This is a genomic window from uncultured Comamonas sp. (genome assembly GCF_964277875.1).
Lineage (GTDB): Bacteria > Pseudomonadota > Gammaproteobacteria > Burkholderiales > Burkholderiaceae_C > Comamonas > Comamonas sediminis.
The window spans coordinates 64484-81982 of sequence record NZ_CAXYJV010000019.1 but is presented as its reverse complement, the minus strand read 5'-3'; the positions used below and the strand labels follow the sequence as shown (position 1 = coordinate 81982).

Here is a 17499-nt window from a genome sequence, read left to right as displayed (position 1 = left end):
CGGGCATCTCGGGCGCCATCCAGCACTTGGCGGGCATGAAGGACTCCAAGGTGATCGTGGCGATCAACAAGGACGAAGAAGCGCCGATCTTCAGCGTGGCGGACTACGGCCTGGTGGCTGACCTGTTCGACGCCGTGCCCGAGATGGCCAGCAAGCTGTAAATAACGTGCCTGCCACCACACCACACTGCAACAGCATCCTGCTGAGCTTGGATGTGGTGGGCAGCGTGGTGGCAGACAGCAGCATCTGAAGAAGGCATCCCCTGGCGGGATGCCTTTTTTGTCTGCGCAGCGCACCCCCCAACCACAAGCAACGATAAGACGAGGAGACAACGATGAGCTACAAGGCACCAGTCAAGGACATGCTGTTTGCAATGGAGCACCTGGCCCGTATCGACCAGGTGGCACAGATTCCCGGTTTTGAAGAAGCGGGGCTGGAGACGGCACAGGCCGTGCTGGAGGAATGTGCACGCTTCAACGAAGAGGTGGTGGCGCCGCTGAACGTGGTGGGCGACCTGCAGCCCTCGACCTGGAAGGACGGCCAGGTCAGCACCACGGCGGGATTCAAGGAGGCCTTTGCGCAGTATGTGCAAGGCGGCTGGCAGGGCCTGCAACACCCGGTCGATGCCGGCGGCCAGGGCTTGCCCAAGACGATTGGCGCGGCCTGTGTGGAGATGCTCAACAGCGCCAACATGAGCTTTGCGCTCTGCCCCTTGCTGACCGATGGCGCCATCGAGGCCTTGCTGACGGCTGGCAGCGATGCGCTGAAAACGACCTACCTGGACAAGCTGGTCTCCGGCCAGTGGACCGGCACGATGAACCTGACCGAGCCCCAGGCCGGCTCGGACCTGGCGCTGGTGCGCACGCGCGCGGACCGGCAGGGCGATGGCAGCTACAAGGTCTTTGGCACCAAGATCTTCATCACTTACGGTGAGCACGACATGGCCGAGAACATCGTGCACCTGGTGCTGGCACGGGTGGCTGGTGCGCCCGATGGCGTCAAGGGCATCAGCCTGTTCGTGGTGCCCAAGTTCCTCGTCAATGCCGATGGCACATTGGGTGCGCGCAATGATGTGCACTGCGTCAGCATCGAGCACAAGCTGGGCATCAAGGCATCGCCCACCTGTGTGCTGCAGTATGGCGACCACGGGGGGGCCACCGGCTTTTTGGTGGGCGAGGAAAACCGGGGCCTGGAGTACATGTTCATCATGATGAACGCGGCCCGCTATGCGGTCGGCCTGCAGGGCGTGGCCATTGCCGAGCGGGCCTACCAGCAGGCCGCCGCCTTTGCCAAGGAGCGTGTGCAAAGCCGCCCGGTCGATGGCAGCGTGGCCGGCAGCGCCACCATCATCCACCATCCGGATGTGCGCCGCATGCTGATGACAATGCGCGCCTATACCGAAGGCTGCCGCGCGATGGCGTTGACGGCCGCTGCGGCCTTTGATGCCGCCCATGCCCATCCCGATGCGCAGGTGCGCCAGGACAACCAGGCCTTCTATGAGTTCATGGTGCCGCTGATCAAGGGCTACAGCACCGAGATGAGCCAGGAGGTCACCAGCCTGGGCGTGCAGGTGCACGGCGGCATGGGTTTTATCGAGGAGACGGGTGCGGCCCAGCACTACCGCGACGCCAAGATTTTGACCATCTATGAAGGCACTACGGCCATCCAGGCCAATGACCTGGTGGGCCGCAAAACGGCCCGCGATGGCGGTCAGGCCGCGCGGGGCATCGCCAGCCAGATCGAGCAGACCGAGCAGGCGCTGAAGGCCGGCAGCTCGGCCGCAGCCCAGGCCTTTGCACGTGCGCTGGCGCAGGCGCGGCAGGACTTTTTGGCAGTCGTCGATTACGTGGTCGCCGGCAGCAAGACTGCGCCCAACGATGTGTTTGCGGCCAGCGTGCCGTACCTGATGCTGGCGGGCAATCTGGTGGCCGGCTGGCAAATGGGCCGGGCCTTGCTGGCGGCCGAGCAGCAGCTCAGCCAGGGCGCGGGCGACCAGGCTTTCCTCGAAGCCAAGGTGACAACCGCGCATTTCTATGCCACGCATATTTTGGTAAAAACCTCGGCATTGCGCGAAGAAGTGCTGCACGGTGCGGCCCCGGTGATGGCGCTGCCGCAGGACAGTTTCTGAGCGCCATGCCCCCCATCTGAAGTGCCCCGGCGCCTTGGCCAAGGCGCCGGGGGTCTGCGCCGCCCTGACCGCGCAGAAGGCTTTAGCCATTTGAAGGAGACCTTGTATGTCCAAGCTTCCCGGCGCGTTGCAGAACGTGCCTTTTCCGGTCATCGGCTCGCCGCTGTTCATCGTCAGCAACCCGCAGTTGCTGATCGCCCAGTGCAAGGCCGGTATTGTCGGCTCCATGCCCGCGCTCAATGCCCGCCCGGCCGAGCAGCTCGATGACTGGCTGGCCGAAATCACCGAAACCCTGGCTGCTCACAACCGCGCCCACCCTGACCAGCCCGCCGCACCGTTTGCGATCAACCAGATCGTGCACCGGACCAATGAGCGCCTGGAGCATGACATGGCGCTGTGCGAAAAGTACAAGGTGCCCATTTTGATCACCTCGCTGGGCGCGCGCGAGGACGTGTTCCAGGCGGCCCATTCCTGGGGCGGCGTGGTGATGCACGACATCATCAACAACAGCTTTGCACACAAGGCCATCGACAAGGGCGCCGATGGCCTGATCGCCGTGGCCGCTGGTGCCGGTGGCCATGCGGGCATCAAGAGCCCGTTTGCGCTGGTGCAGGAAATCCGTGAATGGTTTGACGGCCCGCTGGCGCTGTCGGGCAGCATTGCGCATGGGCGCGCCGTGCTGGCTGCCCAGGCCATGGGCGCCGACTTTGCCTACATCGGCTCGGCCTTCATAGCCACTGACGAGGCGCGCGCGGTGGAAGAGTACAAGCAGATGATCGTCAGCTCCAACTCGGACGACATCGTCTACAGCAACCTTTTTACCGGCGTGCATGGCAACTACCTGAGCCCGTCGATCCGTGCGGCCGGCATGGACCCGGACAACCTGCCGGTCTCCGACCCCAGCTCGATGAGCTTTGGCAAGGACCGCAAGGCCTGGAAAGACATCTGGGGCAGTGGCCAGGGCATTGGCGCTGTCAAGCAGGTGGTGCCCGCCGCCGAGCTGGTGGCCCGGCTCAAGCGCGAATACTTCGAAGCCCGCGATGCGCTGCTGGCTGGCGGCCCAAGCCGCCTACCTGCCGCTGCGCAAGCGGCGTAACGCGCAGATACCAACACCGGCCGCCGGGGCTGAACTTTGGCCCTGCGGCGCTGTCGAACCGCGTTTGACAGCTACGGTGTGATGCGATGGTGAATCTGTTTTTTGCCCCAGGGCCTGCCCCGCTGCTGCCGCGCCGCCATTGCCTGGCATGGGCTGCAGCGGCCATGTTCGTAGGGACCGGCCTTGCGGCCAGCGTGGCGCAGGCGGCCGATGCCCCACTGCCCGCCGGTGCGCGCAGCATTCGCATCAGCCAGGCGCAGCTGCAGCAGGCGGTCGCGGCCAAGTTTCCGCTGGCCCGCTCCTGGCAGGGCATGGTCGTCATCCAGCTGCAAAAGCCCAAGGTGGAGCTGCTGGCGCAGAGCAACAGCCTGCGTGCCGCCTTCGATATCTGGGTGACCGAAAAACTGATGGGCAATGAATACCCCGGCCAGATGACCCTGGACTTTGGCCTGGCCTTCCACGATGCCGATGCCAGCATCCGTCTGCACAATGTGCGCGTGCAGCAGTTGCAGATGCAGGGCGTGCCTGCCGCCTACCAGGGCATGTTCCAGACCTATGCCCCCCGCCTGGCCGAGCAGGTGCTGCAAGGCCTGCTGGTCTATGAGCTCCCGGCCAGCCAGCGCATGCTGCTGCAAGGCCTGGGCTACACGGTCGAGCGCATGCAGGTGCAGGAGCAAGGCCTGCGCATTGTGCTGGCGCCCAAGACGGCTACGGCGGCGCCTACGCGTTAAACCAGGGAATAGGGGTAGTGGGCGGATAAGCCCGGCGCCAGTTGCTCCATCAGCGCCAAGGCTTGCGGCGCCAGCGCCAGACCCTGGTCTTGCGCCGCTTCCAGCTGGGCCATCAGATCGGCCAACTGCAGCCATTGCCCGGCATCGATGCCGAGCAGCCGGGGCAGGGCATCAGGCCCGGCATCGTGGTCCAGGAAGGCGACGGTCTGCTGCTGGTCACGGCTCAACAGCCAGGCGTCGCCGGTGCCAGAACAGGCAAACACCCACCAATCCTGGCCCAGGTTCGCCAACGGGGCATCGCGCCCCCAGGTTTCTTCGGCGGCTTCGAGGTGGTCCAGCAGCAAGAAATCACCGGCAATCTCGGTGCGGGGCAGGCCATGGCCGGGCATCAGCGCAGGCCAGCCCGTGCCGGGCCAGAGCCGCTCGGCAATGGCGGCCGGGGTTTGCAGCGCCAGCATCTCAGTCGTTGCCTTCCTTGCGGGCGGGCGACTTGCCGGTCAGGCGGTCCTTGATGGTCAGCACCCGGGTGACAGCGCTGCCCATGCCCATCAGCTGCAAGGCGGTGTCGGGGTTGAGGCGCTGCACATCGTCAAACCAGGTCATCAGCTTGTCGATCAGGTCGTACATCTCCTGCATGCGCTGCTGGGCGTATTGCTCGTCGGCCGAATGGGTTTCCTGCAGCAGCGCGGAGCGCAGCATCGACTGGGTGGGTTCGATCTCGCGGCGGCGGCGCTCCTCGGCCAGGGTGCGGAAGATTTCCCAGACATCGGCCGGCGCTTCAAAGTACTCGCGCCGGTCACCCGGCTGGTGGCGCATGTGTACCAGGCGCCAGGATTGCAGCTCCTTCAAGCCCATGCTGACATTGGAGCGCGAGAACGACAGGCCCTCGGCAATCTCGTCGGCATTGATGGGCTGGGGCGACAGAAAGATCAGCGCGTAGATCTGTCCTACCGTGCGGTTGATGCCCCAGCGGCTGCCCATTTCGCCAAAATGTGACACGAATTGGCGGGTGAGCTCGGGCAGCGGCGTTGGGGCTTGTTTCATGGCGCTGATTATCGGTTTTTTCTGGAAAAGCTGAAACGCCAGGCCGCCATGGCCCGGCGCTTGCTATAGCCGCTTTGTAAAGACGGCAGTTTTCGGTCTATCAGCGGGGCCGCCCCGTCAACGGCAGCGGATACAACGGCGTTACACATGGAGTGGCACTGCGCGCGCGGTGCCACACCTTTGTCAGAACATTGCCAAACTGCGCCGCGATGGCATGCCCATGGCGGATCAGCTGGCCAGAGACTATCTTGCCTACCACCACAACCCATAACAAACGAAATCTGTGGCTGGACATGACCAAAGGGGCTTGCTGTGCTGCCATCGTCTGGCACCACCTGGCTTTCTATGGCCCGATGTCGGATGTTGCAGCACAAGTCACCCCCGGCATCATCGAGTGGCTGGCGGAATATGCGCGCATCGCCGTGCAGATTTTCCTGGTCATGGGTGGTTTTCTGTCGGCCGCCAGCCTGGCACCCCAAGGCGTGGCCCGCTTTGGCAGCCCGCTGGCCAAGATCGGCCAGCGCGCGCTGCGGCTGCTGGCGCCTTATTCCGTCGCGCTGTTGCTGGCGGTGCTTATCGCAGCGCTGGTGCGGCCCTGGTTTGCCCATGAATCGGTACCCGCCGAGCCGACCTGGCAGCAGTTGATCGCCAATGCGCTGATGCTGCAGGACATCAGCGGTGAAGATGCGCTGTCGGCAGGCGTCTGGTATGTTGCCATCGACTTCCAGCTGTTTGCGGCGGTGACGCTGCTGTTCGCATTCAGCCGCCGCTGGCCGCGCCAGTGGCTGGGCCTGCAACTGGGCCAGTGGGTGGTTCTGGCGATGACGGCGCTGTCGCTGCTGGTGCTCAACCGCCACAGTGAGCTGGACATGTGGTTTGTCTACTTTATCGGCGCCTATGGCATGGGCATGCTGGCCTTCTGGGGCAGCCAAAGTGCCAAGCCCTGGTCCTGGACGGCCGCATTGCTGGCACTGGGCCTGCTGTCATTGGAGGTGGATTTCCGCCTGCGCATCGCGGTGGCCCTGTGTGGCGCGGTGGCACTGCTGTGGTTGATGCGTGTGCCTTCGGACAGCCGCCTGGTCGATTGGCTGGGCCGCCAGGCGCCGGTGCGCTGGCTGCAGTCGCTGGGCCAAATGGGTTACTCGGTGTTTCTGGTGCACTTTTCGATCGTGGTGCTGTGCAACGCGGTGGTCTCGCATGTCTGGCCGAGCCAGCCCTGGCTGAACTGGCTGGGCATGGGCCTGGCCTTTGCGCTGTCGCTGCTGGCCGGGCGCGCGCTTTACCTGGGTGTCGAGGCGCGTACGCCCAGCCTGCGTTCGGTGGCCCGCTGGGAGCTGGGTCTGGTCGGTGCCGGCCTGCTGGTCAGCCTGGTCGGCGCGCGCTTGTCGATGTAGGGATTGCTAGCGGTGCAGATCGCCAGCCCGCTCGGGCTGGTAGCTGATGCCGGTCACGCGCACCGTCATGGTTTTTCCGCCCACCGATGGCCAGGCCAGTTCATTGCCAATCGACAGGCCCAGCAGTGCACTGCCCACCGGTGCAAATACCGAAATCTTGCTGCTGGTGTCGTCCAGGTCCTTGGGGTAGACCAGGGTCAGCTGGAACTGCTTGCCCGATTCGGCAATATCGAAGTTCACCGTGGAGTTCATCGTCACCACATCCGGTGGGATATCGGTCGGCTCCACGATATCGGCACGGGCAATCTCGGCCTCCAGATCCGCCTTGCCAGGGAAGGCACTGGCTGGCATCGCTTCCAGCAATGCTTCCAGGCGGTCCACATCCAGGGATGACAGGATGAGTTGGGGTTTGCGAGACATGAAAACTTCCTCCGGAGTATGTAATCCCCGAATGTAGGCCATGCCCCATTTCGCACCAAAACGGTGCGAATAGCCCTGGTTTTCTCGGCGCTTGCACGGCCCCTCCAGATCGCGCACAATGCATGGAAATACTGTATATAAAAACAGTTACCATGCCTGCCCGCCATCCCTCCACCAATACCTTGAACGCTGCCGCGCGGGAAGACCCGCAGGCGCTGCAGCGCTGCGCGGACGAGCTGGATGGGCCTGTGCCAGTGCGGGTGCCGCTGCCGGTGGCCCGCAAGGGGCGGGGCGCAGTAGGCGCCCCCCGCCACCGCTTTGCCAGCGATGTGCGGGAATGGGCCGACGATGGCTGGACCCCTGCCACCGCTGCGGCGCCTGTTGCAGGCGATGCAGACCAGCATCTGGAAGAAGGCGCCTGGTGGCAGCAGGACGCCGAAAGCCTGCCGACCCAGGTGCATGAGGAGCGGGCCCGCAGCGCGATCCAGAAAAATGACTCACCCGATATCTTCTTTGATCACTCGGTCAACCCCTACCGGGGCTGCGAGCATGGCTGCATCTACTGCTATGCCCGGCCGTACCACAGCTACCTGAATCTCTCGCCCGGGCTGGATTTTGAAACCCAGCTGTTTGCCAAGACCAATATTGCCCAGGTGCTGAAGGCTGAGATCAGCCGCCCGCGCTACCAGCCTGCCTCGCTCAATATCGGCTCCGCCACCGACTGCTACCAGCCGATCGAGCGGGAGCTGGGGCTGACGCGGCAGCTGATCGAGGTGCTCAGCGAGGCCGAGCATCCGTTCTCGCTGATCACCAAGAGCAGCGCCGTGGAGCGTGATATCGACCTGATTGCTGCAGCGGCGCGCAAGAACGCGGCGGCGGTCTACATCACCATCACCAGCCTGGATCCGCAGCTCACCCGCCTGCTCGAGCCACGGGCAGCGGCCCCCCACCGGCGGCTGCGCACGATACGCCGGCTGACCGAGGCAGGCATCCCGGTGGGGGTGAGCGTGGCGCCGCATATTCCGTTTTTGACCGAGGACATGGAAGAGGTGCTGGCTGCCGCGCGCGAGGCCGGTGCCAGCACCGCCTTCTACACCGTGCTGCGCCTACCCTGGGAGCTCAATGGCGTGTTCCAGCAGTGGCTGCAGGCCCATTACCCGCAGCGCGCCGCCCGGGTGATGGAGCGGGTGCGCGACCTGCACCAGATCAGCGAGGCCGACCGGCTGCGCGGCAAGAGCTACGACAGCCAGTCCTTCAGCCGCATGAAGGGCCAGGGCCTCTGGGCCGACCTGGTGCGCCAGCGCTTTGTGCGCGCCTGCGCGCAACTGGGCTATGGGCGCGAGCGGCTGGAGATGGACTGGCGCGGTTTTGAGGCCTGGCGCGCCCGGCAGCTGCTGCTGCCGCGGCAAGTGGGCGCCGCGCAGGCGCCACACCCAGGGCAGGGAAACCTGTTTTAGCCGCGCTTGCGTGCAGCAGTGCCATTGGCTGGCTGCGCGGTTGCAACGCTTGCAGGTGCAGAGGCTGACGCCAGGTGCGCCAAGGTTGCAGGCGGTGCAGAGCGGCCCTTGCAGCTGGCAAAAATATCCAGATCGGCCTGGTGCAGCGCGGTCTGCACATCGGTCAGGCCCAGCATCGAGTGGAACAGGTTGTCGTGGCTGATGCGGGCGGTGGCCACCGCTTGCTGCAGGCAACTGGTGCGCATGCCCATGCGCTGCTGCATCGCGGGCGACAGCCAGGTGATCCAGGGCACACGCTTTTGCACATCGGGCGCGACGGAGTAGGGCAGGCCATGCAGGTAGAGGTTGTTCTCGCCCAGCGATTCGCCATGGTCGGCCACATACATCATCGCGGTGGGCTGGCGCTGGCCCTTGCTGGCGAGCCAGCCGATCAGGCCACCCAGCATGCGGTCGGTGGCGACGACGCTGTTGTCATAGGCGTTGACCAGCGATGCGCGGTCGCAGGACTGCAGATTGACGTTATTGCACTCGGGGCTGAAACGCTTGTCCTCGCCCAGCGAGCGCTTGAAGTAGGCCGGGCCATGGCTGCCCATCTGGTGCAGCACCAGGACGACCCCCTTGGCGCGTTGCTCGGCGGGCAGCGCATTGATGCGCTCGTCCAGTCCTTCGAGCAAGGCCATGTCCACGCACTCGCCGTCCTGGCAGAGCGCCTTGCGGGCGGCGGCGGGCAGGTCGGACTCGGTGTTGGCGTTGTGCACGCGGGTGCAGACGCCCTTGCAGCCCGATTGGTTCTCCACCCACAGCACGGCCAGGCCGGCACGCTGCAAGACATCGAGCAGGTTTTCATAGGACTTGTCGCTGTTCTGGCTGCTGCGCCCCAGGTGCGAGAACATGCAGGGCACCGACACGGCGGTGCTGGTGCCGCAGGACCAGGCATTGGTGGCGACTGCCAGATCGTCGCGCGCAGACAGCAAAGGCGTGGTAGGCCGGTCATAGCCATTGACGGCAAAATTGCCCGCGCGCCCTGTCTCGCCGACCACCAGTGCATAGATCGGAAACGTGGTCTGGCCCGCATAGCTGGCACCGAGCTTGGCGTCTTCGCCAATCGGGTAGAGGGTCGTGTCGCGGTGGTGGATTTGCTGGGCCACCAGGTTGCCTGCGGCATAGACGGTCGACAGCGGGTTCATCATGTAGCGCAGATTGGTGTGGTTGCGCATGGCCGACGAGATGGGTCTGAAGCCTGCCATCACGACGACGACCATCGCCAGCACGGCCAGCAGCACCATGCCCAGCTGCTGGAGTACCGGGCGCCAGCCATGGTGCCGGGGCAGGGTCTGGCGCCAGATCCACCAGGTGGGGGGAATGGCGATGGCGCCGACGGTCACAAACAGGCTCCAGTGCAGCAGGTCCGCCGCTTCCTTGACGTCGGTCTGCAGCACATTGGTGAGCATCGATGCATCAATGGCGATGCCATAGTTCAGCATGAAGCAGGCCGCAAAGGCGGAGATCCAGCACAGCGCGGCCATCACCGGCTTGGCCGCACGGCCCCAGCTGATCAGGGTCAGCAACGCCCAGCAGGCGCATGCAATGGCCAGGCCCAGACTCGCTCCCAATACCCACTGCTGGGCGCTGCTCAGGCCTTCGGCCTGCGATATCGCTTTCCACAAGGCCAGGTTGCCTACGCTGGCCAGCCACAGGCTGACGACCAGGCTCCACAGCCACACGGGCCGCGGCGGCTGGTGGGGGGTGGTGGTGGCCAAGTCAGCGCTGAAGGGCAGGTCGGCCGGATGGGGCGGGAATGCCGCCGTGCCGGCGGCCTTGCCTGTGGAAGTGATAAACCGGGCAAAGAAATTCATCCCGCCATCGTCGGCGCGCCAGCTTAACAAGCGATTAATGCGTCAGCAGGCGTAAAAAAACCCGCCGTAGCGGGTTTCCAAAGGGTTGCGGCGCAGTGCCAGGCGGCGCATGGGCTGCCTGGCTGCGTCCCATCAACGCTGGGCGATAGGCTTGACGTCGCGCACCACCGAGCCGGTGTACAGCTGGCGTGGACGGCCAATCTTGTACTCGGGATCGGCCATCTGCTCGTTGAGCTGGGCGATCCAGCCGACGGTACGGGCCAGTGCGAAGATGCCGGTGAACAGCTTGACGGGGATGCCGATGGCGCGCTGCACGATGCCCGAGTAGAAGTCGACGTTCGGGTACAGCTTGCGCGAGACGAAGTAGTCGTCTTCCAGCGCGATCTTCTCGACCTGCTTGGCCAGTGCGAACAGCGGATCGTTTTCCAGGCCCAGCTCGGCCAGGATCTCGTTGCAGGTTTCCTGCATCAGCTTGGCGCGTGGGTCGTAGTTCTTGTAGACGCGGTGGCCAAAGCCCATCAGCTTGACGCCGCTGGACTTGTCCTTGACCTGCTCCATGAACTCACCGACCTTGGCGATGCCGCCATTGGCCTGGATGCTTTCGAGCATGTTCAGACAGGCTTCGTTGGCACCGCCGTGGGCAGGGCCCCACAGGCAGGCAACACCAGCGGAGATGGCGGCAAACGGGTTGGTGCCCGAGGAGCCGCACAGGCGCACGGTCGAAGTCGACGCGTTCTGCTCGTGGTCTGCGTGCAGGATGAAGATGCGGTCGAGCGCGCGCTCCACCACAGGGTTCACCACATAGTCTTCGCAAGGGTTGCCAAACATCATGCGCATGAAGTTGCCTGCATAGGACAGGTCGTTCTTCGGGTACATGTAAGGCTGGCCCGTGCCGTACTTGTAGGCCATGGCCACCAGCGTAGGCAGCTTGGCGATCAGGCGGATCGCAGCGATGTTGCGGTGCTCAGGGTTGGTGATGTCGGTGCTGTCATGGTAGAAGGCCGACATGCCGCCCACCAGGCCCGTCAAAACGGCCATCGGATGCGCATCGCGGCGGAAACCACGCAGGAAGAACTGCATCTGCTCGTTGACCATGGTGTGCTTGGTCACCGTGTCTTCGAACTCGGCCTTCTGCGTTGCATTGGGCAGCTCGCCGTACAGCAGCAGGTAGCAGGTTTCGAGGTAGTTGCAGTTCTTGGCCAGCTGCTCGATGGGGTAGCCGCGGTACAGCAGCTCGCCCTTGTCACCATCGATATAGGTGATGGCCGACTGGCAGGCAGCCGTCGAGAGGAAACCGGGGTCGTACGTGAACATGCCGGTCTGCGCGTACAGCTTGCGGATGTCGATGACATCCGGGCCGATCGAGCCCTGGTAGACGGGAAGGTCTACGCTTGCTGCGCCGTTGCTAAACGATAGCGTGGCTTTGTTGTCTGCTAGTTTCATAAAACTGGTTCCTTCTCGAGTTAGTCCGCAAGAGATGCGCGTGGTTTTAGGCTGCGCAGCATCTCCAGCACTTCATGAACATCTGGCGTGTCGAGGTCGCCTGTTGGTTCCTTGCGCTTGAGCAGCAAGTCCAGCAGGTCGTTGTCCGACAGGTTCATCAAAGTGGTCAGCCCTTGCGCCTGGCGGACATTCAGGCTTGCTCCGTATGTGCGGAAGAACTGCTCGACGAAGATGTCGTTCTCCACCAGCCCTCGGCGGCTGCGCCAGCGCAGCAGGTCGCGCGCACGTTCATCCAGCAGTTCGTTTTCCATCATTGCTCAATCTGGTTCTTACACCGCACGGCGAACCATCAGTTCCTTGATCTTGCCAATCGCCTTCGTGGGGTTGAGGTGCTTGGGGCACACGTCCACGCAGTTCATGATGGTGTGGCAGCGGAACAGACGGTAGGGGTCTTCCAGGTTGTCTAGGCGCTCACCGGTATGGTCATCGCGGCTGTCGGCGATGAAGCGGTAGGCCTGCAGCAGACCGGCAGGGCCCACGAACTTGTCGGGGTTCCACCAGAACGATGGGCAGCTGGTCGAGCAGCTGGCGCACAGAATGCACTCGTACAGGCCGTTGAGCTCTTCGCGCTCTTCGGGCGACTGCAGGCGCTCCTTCTCGTTGGCGACAAAGCTGTCGGCCATCAGGTAGGGCTTGATCGAGTGGTATTGCTTGAAGAACTGGGTCATGTCCACGATCAGGTCGCGGATGACCGGCAGACCGGGCAGAGGCTTCAAGACGATGTCACCCTTGAGGGTGTTCATGTTCGTCAGGCACGCCAGGCCGTTCTTGCCGTTGATGTTCATCGCGTCCGAACCGCAGACGCCTTCGCGGCAGGAGCGGCGGAAGGAGATCGACGGATCGAGTTCCTTGAGCTTGACCAGTGCGTCCAGCAGCATGCGCTCGTGACCGTCGAGTTCCACCTCCACGGTTTGCATGTACGGCTTGGCATCTTTATCGGGATCGTAGCGATAGATTTTGAAAGTACGCTTCATTTTGGGATGTTCTTTCGTGGGCTGCGTGGATTTAGAAGGTACGAACCTTGGGTGGTACCGACGGCACGGTCAGCGGCTTGAGTTGCACGGGCTTGTACTCGAGGCTGTTGGCAGCGCTGTACCACAGCGTGTGCTTGAGCCAGTCGATGTCATTGCGGCCCAGTGGGTACTTGGGATCATCGGCGGGGTGTTCGTAGTCGTCCACGGTGTGGGCGCCACGGCATTCCTTGCGGGCGGCGGCCGAAACCATCGTCGCTTGTGCCACCTCGATCAGGTTGGCGACTTCCAGTGCTTCCATGCGGGCGGTGTTCCAGACCTTGGACTTGTCCTTCAAGGTTACGCCACCAACGCGGGCGCGGATGTCGGCAATCTTCTTGACCCCTTCGTCCATGCTCTTTTGTGTACGGAACACGCCGGCGTGCAGTTGCATGCAGGCGCGGATGTCATTGGCCACGTCCTGCGCGTATTCACCGCTGCTCGACTCGTCGAGCTTGTTCAGGCGCGACAGCGAGAAGTCCGATGCGTTCTCAGGCATGGGCTTGAATTCGCCATAGCCATTGACGTAGTTGACGATGTGCTTGCCGGCCGACTTGCCAAAGACCAGCAGGTCCAGCAGCGAGTTCGTGCCCAGGCGGTTGGCGCCGTGCACCGACACGCAGGAGCATTCACCCACCGCGTACAGACCGTTGACCACCTTGTTTTCCTGACCGTCCCAGACAACGACCTGGCCGTTGATGTTCGTGGGGATACCACCCATCTGGTAGTGGATCGTAGGCACCACAGGAATCGGCTCCTTGGTGATGTCCACGTTGGCGAAGTTGTGGCCGATTTCTTCCACCGACGGCAGGCGCTTGCGGATGGTTTCTGCACCCAGGTGGGTCATGTCCAGCAGGATGTAGTCCTTGTTCGGACCGCAGCCACGGCCTTCCTTGATCTCCTGGTCCATCGAGCGCGAGACGAAGTCGCGCGGAGCCAGGTCCTTCAAGGTGGGCGCATAGCGCTCCATGAAACGCTCGCCGTCGCTGTTGCGCAAAATGGCGCCTTCACCACGGCAGCCTTCGGTCAGCAGCACGCCCGCGCCGGCCACGCCGGTGGGGTGGAACTGCCAGAACTCCATGTCCTGCAGCGGGATGCCTGCACGTGCCGCCATGCCCAGGCCATCGCCGGTGTTGATGAAAGCGTTGGTCGATGCCTGGAAGATGCGGCCTGCACCGCCGGTGGCCAGCAGCACTGCCTTGGCGTGCAGCTCATACAGATCGCCGGTTTCCAGCTCCAGCGCGGTCACGCCAATGACGTCACCGGATTCATCACGGATCAGGTCCAGTGCCATCCACTCGACGAAGAAGTTGGTCTTGGACTTGACGTTCTGCTGGTACAGCGTGTGCAGCATCGCGTGGCCGGTACGGTCAGCGGCAGCGCAGGCGCGTTGCACCGGCTTTTCGCCGTGGTTGGCGGTGTGGCCGCCAAACGGGCGCTGGTAGATCGTGCCGTCGGGGTTGCGGTCGAAAGGCATGCCGAAATGTTCCAGCTCGTACACCACCTTGGGTGCTTCGCGGCACATGAACTCGATCGCATCCTGGTCACCGAGCCAGTCCGAGCCCTTGATGGTGTCGTAGAAGTGCCATTCCCAGTTGTCGGGCGACATGTTGCCCAGCGAGGCAGACACGCCACCTTGCGCTGCCACGGTGTGCGAGCGGGTGGGGAAAACCTTGGACAAGGCGGCCACGGACAGGCCGGCCTTGGACAGTTCCAGCGCAGCGCGCAGGCCCGATCCGCCAGCGCCGATGATGACGACATCAAACTTGCGCTTGGTGATGTTCTCTTTTGTATAGCTCATTGTTCTCTTTCAATCGCGGGTATCACAGACGCCACAGAACCTGGAGGCCCCAGCCGAGGCAGCCGACCAGCCAGACCAGCACGAAAATCTGCATCACCAGGCGCAGGCCGACGGGTTGGATGTAGTCCATGAAGATTTCACGCATGCCGACCCAGGCGTGGTAGGCCAGCGCGACGAGCGTGCCCACGGTGATGAACTTCATCCACTGGTGGGCGAAGATGCCTGCCCACTGTTCGTAGCCGATGGGGCCTTTGATCATCAGCACCTGCACCAGCAGGGCCACGGTGAACAGGGCCATCAGCAGACCGGTCACGCGCTGGGCCAGCCAGTCGCGCAAACCGTAGTGGGCACCTGTCACGACACGTTTGGAGCCGTAATTGACGGACATGGGGAATCCTTTCTATTTATCAGTGAATGCAGTCGTGGGCGATCAGTACAGGCCAAACAGCTTGGCGCCCAGGATGGCCGTCAGCGCCAGGCTGATGACAAAGCAGGCGAGCGCCGAGTTCTTGCCGAATTCCTTGTTGACCGCCTTGTGCGAGACGTCCATCCAGATGTGGCGCAGGCCGGCGCAGAAGTGGTGCAGGTAGGACCAGATCAGCGCCAGCACGGCCAGCTTGATGAACCAGCCCGGGAAGATGCCAGCGCCGGTGTTGAAGGCGGCGGTGAAGCGGGCGTAGGAGAACTCGGAGGAGATCGAGGTGTCGAGCAGCCAGATCACGAAAGGCAGCAGGAAGAACATGACCAGACCACTGACGCGGTGCAGGATCGACAGCTTGCCGGCCAGCGGCAAGCGGTAGGTGGTGAGGTCCGACAAAGGGTTGATATTGCGAAACTCGGGCCGCTTCTTCGTGGTATCTGTCATGGTGTGAAAACTTTCGTGGATGTAACTGCTATGTAATCGCTAGGCGCAAACCTGCAAAATTTTATTGCAATGCAGCGCGCAGGTCTAAGGGTTTCTCTTTAACCCCGTGGTGACTACTCTGACTTGACCGGTGCATTAGCTCAGGGTATTGCTGTAATGGTGGGTGTCCGTCCGATAAAGACCTCGTCGTAATTCCATGGGAACATCGTTATAGGTGTAAGCAACGCGCTCCACGCTGAGCAATGGGGTGTGCGCGTCGACATTGAGCAGTTGGGCCTGGGCGGCATCGGGCAGCACGGCGCGAAGTTTTTCCTGGGCGCGTACCATGCGCACGCCGTATTCCACCTCGAACATGGCATAGGTGGCGCCGGGGTAGTCGCGCATCTGCTCGGCCGACAGGCCCTTGAAGCTGCTGCTGGGCAGCCAGATGTCTTCGACAATCGTCGGAATGCCTGCGAACACGAGCACGCGCCGCACATGGATCAGCGATTCACCGGTGGGCACCTGCAGCAGCTTGCAGATCTCGCTGGGGCCCTTGATGCTGCGGCAGGAGATGATGTTGCGCTGGGCAGGGCCTTCCTCATTGAGGTCGCCACTGTCGGGCAGGAGCCGCAGGAAACGGTACTGCACATTGCGCTCGGCATGGGTGGCCACAAAGGTGCCCTTGCCCTGGCGGCGCAGCAGCAGGTTCTCGGCGGCCAGCTCGTCGATGGCCTTGCGCACGGTGCCCTGGCTGACGCGGTAGCGCGCTGCCAGCTCCATCTCGCTGGGGATCATCTCGCCGGGTTTCCAGGCGCCAGCCTCCAGGCTTTGCAGGATCAGGCCCTTGATCTGCTGGTAGAGCGGGCTGAAAGCAGGGGTCGCACCACCCACACTGTCGCCAGCGGACGGGATGCCGGTGTCGTTTGCATTGGGGGTGGAAGATGTCATGCGCTTGTCTTGGGAGAGATTCAATCTCTCGGGTGTCACGGTGGATGTGACATCCAACGGTTCAAAATTACAGCGCGCATTGTATAGCGCATCAGAGGCCAATCATATCTTATATAAGACATAAGACAAATTGACTGAGTGATCTGTTCAAGAGTACACTTACGCGCTGTTTACAGACCTGCCATCGGGGCCTCCCGATCGCTGATTCCAGTCGTTTGACACGTTCTCCGATGCTGGCCTGCTTGGACACCTCATTTCTATTTTCTGGAGTTTTCCCATGAGCAAGAAGCCCGTACGTGTCGCCGTTACCGGTGCCGCTGGTCAAATCGGTTATGCCCTGTTGTTCCGCATCGCGTCGGGCGAAATGCTGGGCAAGGACCAGCCTGTCATCCTGCAACTGCTGGAAATTCCTGACGAAAAGGCACAGAACGCGCTCAAGGGCGTGATCATGGAGCTGGAAGACTGCGCTTTCCCTCTGCTGGCCGGTATCGAAGCCCACAGCGACCCGCTGCAGTCATTCAAGGACACCGACTACGCACTGCTCGTGGGCGCCCGTCCTCGCGGCCCAGGCATGGAGCGCGCTGACCTGCTGGCTGCCAATGCCCAGATCTTCACCGCCCAAGGCAAGGCCCTGAACGCTGTCGCTTCGCGCAACGTCAAGGTGCTGGTGGTGGGCAACCCTGCCAACACCAATGCCTACATCGCGATGAAGTCGGCTCCGGACCTGCCCGCGAAGAACTTCACCGCCATGCTGCGCCTGGACCACAACCGCGCTGCTTCCCAGCTGGCTGCCAAGGGCGGCTTCAAGGTGGGCGACATCCGCAAGCTGACCGTCTGGGGCAACCACTCGCCAACGATGTACGCCGACTACCGTTTCGCCACCGTGGACGGCAAGTCGGTCAAGGAAGCGATCAACGACCAGACCTGGAACAAGGACGTGTTCCTGCCCACCGTGGGCAAGCGTGGCGCCGCCATCATTGCCGCTCGTGGCCTGTCGTCGGCAGCATCGGCTGCCAACGCCGCCATCGACCACATGCGTGACTGGGCCCTGGGCTCGGCGGGCGAATGGGTGACCATGGGCGTGCCTTCGAATGGCGAATACGGCATTCCTGCCGGCATCATCTTCGGCTTCCCCGTGACCACCGAAAACGGCGAATACAAGATCGTCGAAGGTCTGGAAATCGACGCATTCTCGCAAGAATGCATCGACAAGACCCTGGCTGAGCTGCAAGGCGAGCAGGACGGCGTCAAGCACCTGCTGTAA

At 63.0% G+C, this 17499-nt stretch carries 17 protein-coding genes and 1 pseudogene; 7 read left to right on the top strand and 11 right to left on the bottom strand.

Annotation, left to right across the window (positions count from 1 at the left end; translation table 11 throughout):
- The 4 genes and pseudogenes from ACHWUQ_RS07500 to ACHWUQ_RS07485 all read left to right on the top strand — a co-directional run.
- Positions 1–161: pseudogene (locus ACHWUQ_RS07500) on the top strand (electron transfer flavoprotein subunit alpha/FixB family protein); the annotation flags it as partial.
- A 173-nt stretch (positions 162–334) separates the two neighbouring features.
- Complete coding sequence (locus ACHWUQ_RS07495) at positions 335–2128, top strand: acyl-CoA dehydrogenase (protein WP_394680760.1); 1794 nt, start codon at positions 335–337, stop codon at positions 2126–2128.
- A gap of 106 nt (positions 2129–2234) precedes the next feature.
- A complete protein-coding gene (locus tag ACHWUQ_RS07490) occupies positions 2235–3224 on the top strand; it encodes an NAD(P)H-dependent flavin oxidoreductase (RefSeq protein ID WP_394680759.1) in 990 nt (329 codons plus the stop codon).
- Between the two features lie 164 nt (positions 3225–3388).
- The gene (locus ACHWUQ_RS07485) at positions 3389–3955 is read left to right on the top strand and encodes a hypothetical protein (RefSeq protein WP_394680758.1); all 567 of its coding nucleotides are present in this window, start codon (positions 3389–3391) and stop codon (positions 3953–3955) included.
- Here ACHWUQ_RS07485 and ACHWUQ_RS07480 read toward each other — a convergent pair.
- Both ACHWUQ_RS07480 and ACHWUQ_RS07475 read right to left on the bottom strand, forming a co-directional pair.
- Complete coding sequence (locus tag ACHWUQ_RS07480) at positions 3952–4413, bottom strand: hypothetical protein (RefSeq protein ID WP_394680757.1); 462 nt, start codon at positions 4411–4413, stop codon at positions 3952–3954. The two genes, ACHWUQ_RS07485 and ACHWUQ_RS07480, sit on opposite strands and share 4 nt — an antisense overlap.
- A 1-nt stretch (position 4414) precedes the next feature.
- Positions 4415–4999 (bottom strand): GbsR/MarR family transcriptional regulator, encoded by a 585-nt coding sequence (locus tag ACHWUQ_RS07475; RefSeq protein WP_239808945.1) that lies wholly within the window; start codon positions 4997–4999, stop codon positions 4415–4417.
- A 209-nt stretch (positions 5000–5208) separates the two neighbouring features.
- Between ACHWUQ_RS07475 and ACHWUQ_RS07470 the strand changes: the two genes are divergently transcribed.
- Positions 5209–6393, top strand: coding sequence for an acyltransferase (locus ACHWUQ_RS07470; RefSeq protein WP_312807647.1), 1185 nt, complete (start codon positions 5209–5211; stop codon positions 6391–6393).
- A 6-nt stretch (positions 6394–6399) separates the two neighbouring features.
- On the opposite strand, the gene rnk is transcribed toward ACHWUQ_RS07470, so the two are convergent.
- The gene (gene rnk / locus ACHWUQ_RS07465; protein ID WP_133858575.1) at positions 6400–6813 is read right to left on the bottom strand and encodes a nucleoside diphosphate kinase regulator; all 414 of its coding nucleotides are present in this window, start codon (positions 6811–6813) and stop codon (positions 6400–6402) included.
- A gap of 266 nt (positions 6814–7079) precedes the next feature.
- On the opposite strand from rnk, the gene ACHWUQ_RS07460 reads away from it, so the two are divergent.
- On the top strand, positions 7080–8270 hold the full coding sequence (locus ACHWUQ_RS07460) for a PA0069 family radical SAM protein (RefSeq protein ID WP_394680762.1): 1191 nt from the start codon (positions 7080–7082) through the stop codon (positions 8268–8270).
- Here ACHWUQ_RS07460 and ACHWUQ_RS07455 read toward each other — a convergent pair.
- From ACHWUQ_RS07455 to ACHWUQ_RS07420, 8 genes are all read right to left on the bottom strand, one after another.
- Positions 8267–10126 (bottom strand): phosphoethanolamine transferase, encoded by a 1860-nt coding sequence (locus ACHWUQ_RS07455; RefSeq protein WP_394680756.1) that lies wholly within the window; start codon positions 10124–10126, stop codon positions 8267–8269. The genes ACHWUQ_RS07460 and ACHWUQ_RS07455 overlap by 4 nt on opposite strands.
- Positions 10127–10258: 132 nt before the next feature.
- Positions 10259–11569: a citrate synthase gene (locus tag ACHWUQ_RS07450; RefSeq protein WP_239808941.1), complete on the bottom strand. Its 1311-nt coding sequence runs from the start codon at positions 11567–11569 to the stop codon at positions 10259–10261.
- Positions 11570–11589: 20 nt separating this feature from the next.
- Positions 11590–11883, bottom strand: coding sequence for a succinate dehydrogenase assembly factor 2 (locus ACHWUQ_RS07445; RefSeq protein ID WP_394680755.1), 294 nt, complete (start codon positions 11881–11883; stop codon positions 11590–11592).
- A gap of 15 nt (positions 11884–11898) precedes the next feature.
- Positions 11899–12603, bottom strand: a complete 705-nt coding sequence (locus tag ACHWUQ_RS07440; protein ID WP_021026927.1) for a succinate dehydrogenase iron-sulfur subunit — start codon at positions 12601–12603, stop codon at positions 11899–11901.
- Between the two features lie 31 nt (positions 12604–12634).
- Positions 12635–14440 (bottom strand): succinate dehydrogenase flavoprotein subunit, encoded by a 1806-nt coding sequence (gene sdhA, locus ACHWUQ_RS07435; RefSeq protein ID WP_239808938.1) that lies wholly within the window; start codon positions 14438–14440, stop codon positions 12635–12637.
- 22 nt (positions 14441–14462) lie between these two features.
- On the bottom strand, positions 14463–14828 hold the full coding sequence (sdhD, locus tag ACHWUQ_RS07430) for a succinate dehydrogenase, hydrophobic membrane anchor protein (RefSeq protein ID WP_239808937.1): 366 nt from the start codon (positions 14826–14828) through the stop codon (positions 14463–14465).
- A gap of 42 nt (positions 14829–14870) precedes the next feature.
- Positions 14871–15305 carry a succinate dehydrogenase, cytochrome b556 subunit gene (gene sdhC, locus ACHWUQ_RS07425; RefSeq protein WP_312415071.1) on the bottom strand — a complete coding sequence of 145 codons (435 nt, stop codon included), beginning with the start codon at positions 15303–15305 and terminating at the stop codon, positions 14871–14873.
- Positions 15306–15440: 135 nt separating this feature from the next.
- Positions 15441–16235 carry a GntR family transcriptional regulator gene (locus tag ACHWUQ_RS07420; RefSeq protein WP_394680754.1) on the bottom strand — a complete coding sequence of 265 codons (795 nt, stop codon included), beginning with the start codon at positions 16233–16235 and terminating at the stop codon, positions 15441–15443.
- Between the two features lie 277 nt (positions 16236–16512).
- On the opposite strand from ACHWUQ_RS07420, the gene ACHWUQ_RS07415 reads away from it, so the two are divergent.
- Entirely contained in the window at positions 16513–17499 is a 987-nt protein-coding gene (locus ACHWUQ_RS07415) for a malate dehydrogenase (protein WP_394680753.1), read from the top strand.

Excerpts from the sequence above, each read along its gene's own strand:
- ACHWUQ_RS07470 (WP_312807647.1), top strand. The coding sequence starts at position 5,209 with ATGGCATGCCCATGGCGGATCAGCTGGCCAGAGACTATCTTGCCTACC.
- ACHWUQ_RS07440 (WP_021026927.1), bottom strand. The coding sequence starts at position 12,603 with ATGAAGCGTACTTTCAAAATCTATCGCTACGATCCCGATAAAGATGCC.
- sdhC (WP_312415071.1), bottom strand. The coding sequence starts at position 15,305 with ATGACAGATACCACGAAGAAGCGGCCCGAGTTTCGCAATATCAACCCT.
- ACHWUQ_RS07475 (WP_239808945.1), bottom strand. The coding sequence starts at position 4,999 with ATGAAACAAGCCCCAACGCCGCTGCCCGAGCTCACCCGCCAATTCGTG.
- sdhD (WP_239808937.1), bottom strand. The coding sequence starts at position 14,828 with ATGTCCGTCAATTACGGCTCCAAACGTGTCGTGACAGGTGCCCACTAC.
- sdhA (WP_239808938.1), bottom strand. The coding sequence starts at position 14,440 with ATGAGCTATACAAAAGAGAACATCACCAAGCGCAAGTTTGATGTCGTC.
- rnk (WP_133858575.1), bottom strand. The coding sequence starts at position 6,813 with ATGTCTCGCAAACCCCAACTCATCCTGTCATCCCTGGATGTGGACCGC.
- ACHWUQ_RS07495 (WP_394680760.1), top strand. The coding sequence starts at position 335 with ATGAGCTACAAGGCACCAGTCAAGGACATGCTGTTTGCAATGGAGCAC.
- ACHWUQ_RS07445 (WP_394680755.1), bottom strand. The coding sequence starts at position 11,883 with ATGATGGAAAACGAACTGCTGGATGAACGTGCGCGCGACCTGCTGCGC.
- ACHWUQ_RS07420 (WP_394680754.1), bottom strand. The coding sequence starts at position 16,235 with ATGACATCTTCCACCCCCAATGCAAACGACACCGGCATCCCGTCCGCT.
- ACHWUQ_RS07480 (WP_394680757.1), bottom strand. The coding sequence starts at position 4,413 with ATGCTGGCGCTGCAAACCCCGGCCGCCATTGCCGAGCGGCTCTGGCCC.
- ACHWUQ_RS07485 (WP_394680758.1), top strand. The coding sequence starts at position 3,389 with ATGTTCGTAGGGACCGGCCTTGCGGCCAGCGTGGCGCAGGCGGCCGAT.
- ACHWUQ_RS07415 (WP_394680753.1), top strand. The coding sequence starts at position 16,513 with ATGAGCAAGAAGCCCGTACGTGTCGCCGTTACCGGTGCCGCTGGTCAA.
- ACHWUQ_RS07450 (WP_239808941.1), bottom strand. The coding sequence starts at position 11,569 with ATGAAACTAGCAGACAACAAAGCCACGCTATCGTTTAGCAACGGCGCA.
- ACHWUQ_RS07455 (WP_394680756.1), bottom strand. The coding sequence starts at position 10,126 with ATGAATTTCTTTGCCCGGTTTATCACTTCCACAGGCAAGGCCGCCGGC.
- ACHWUQ_RS07490 (WP_394680759.1), top strand. The coding sequence starts at position 2,235 with ATGTCCAAGCTTCCCGGCGCGTTGCAGAACGTGCCTTTTCCGGTCATC.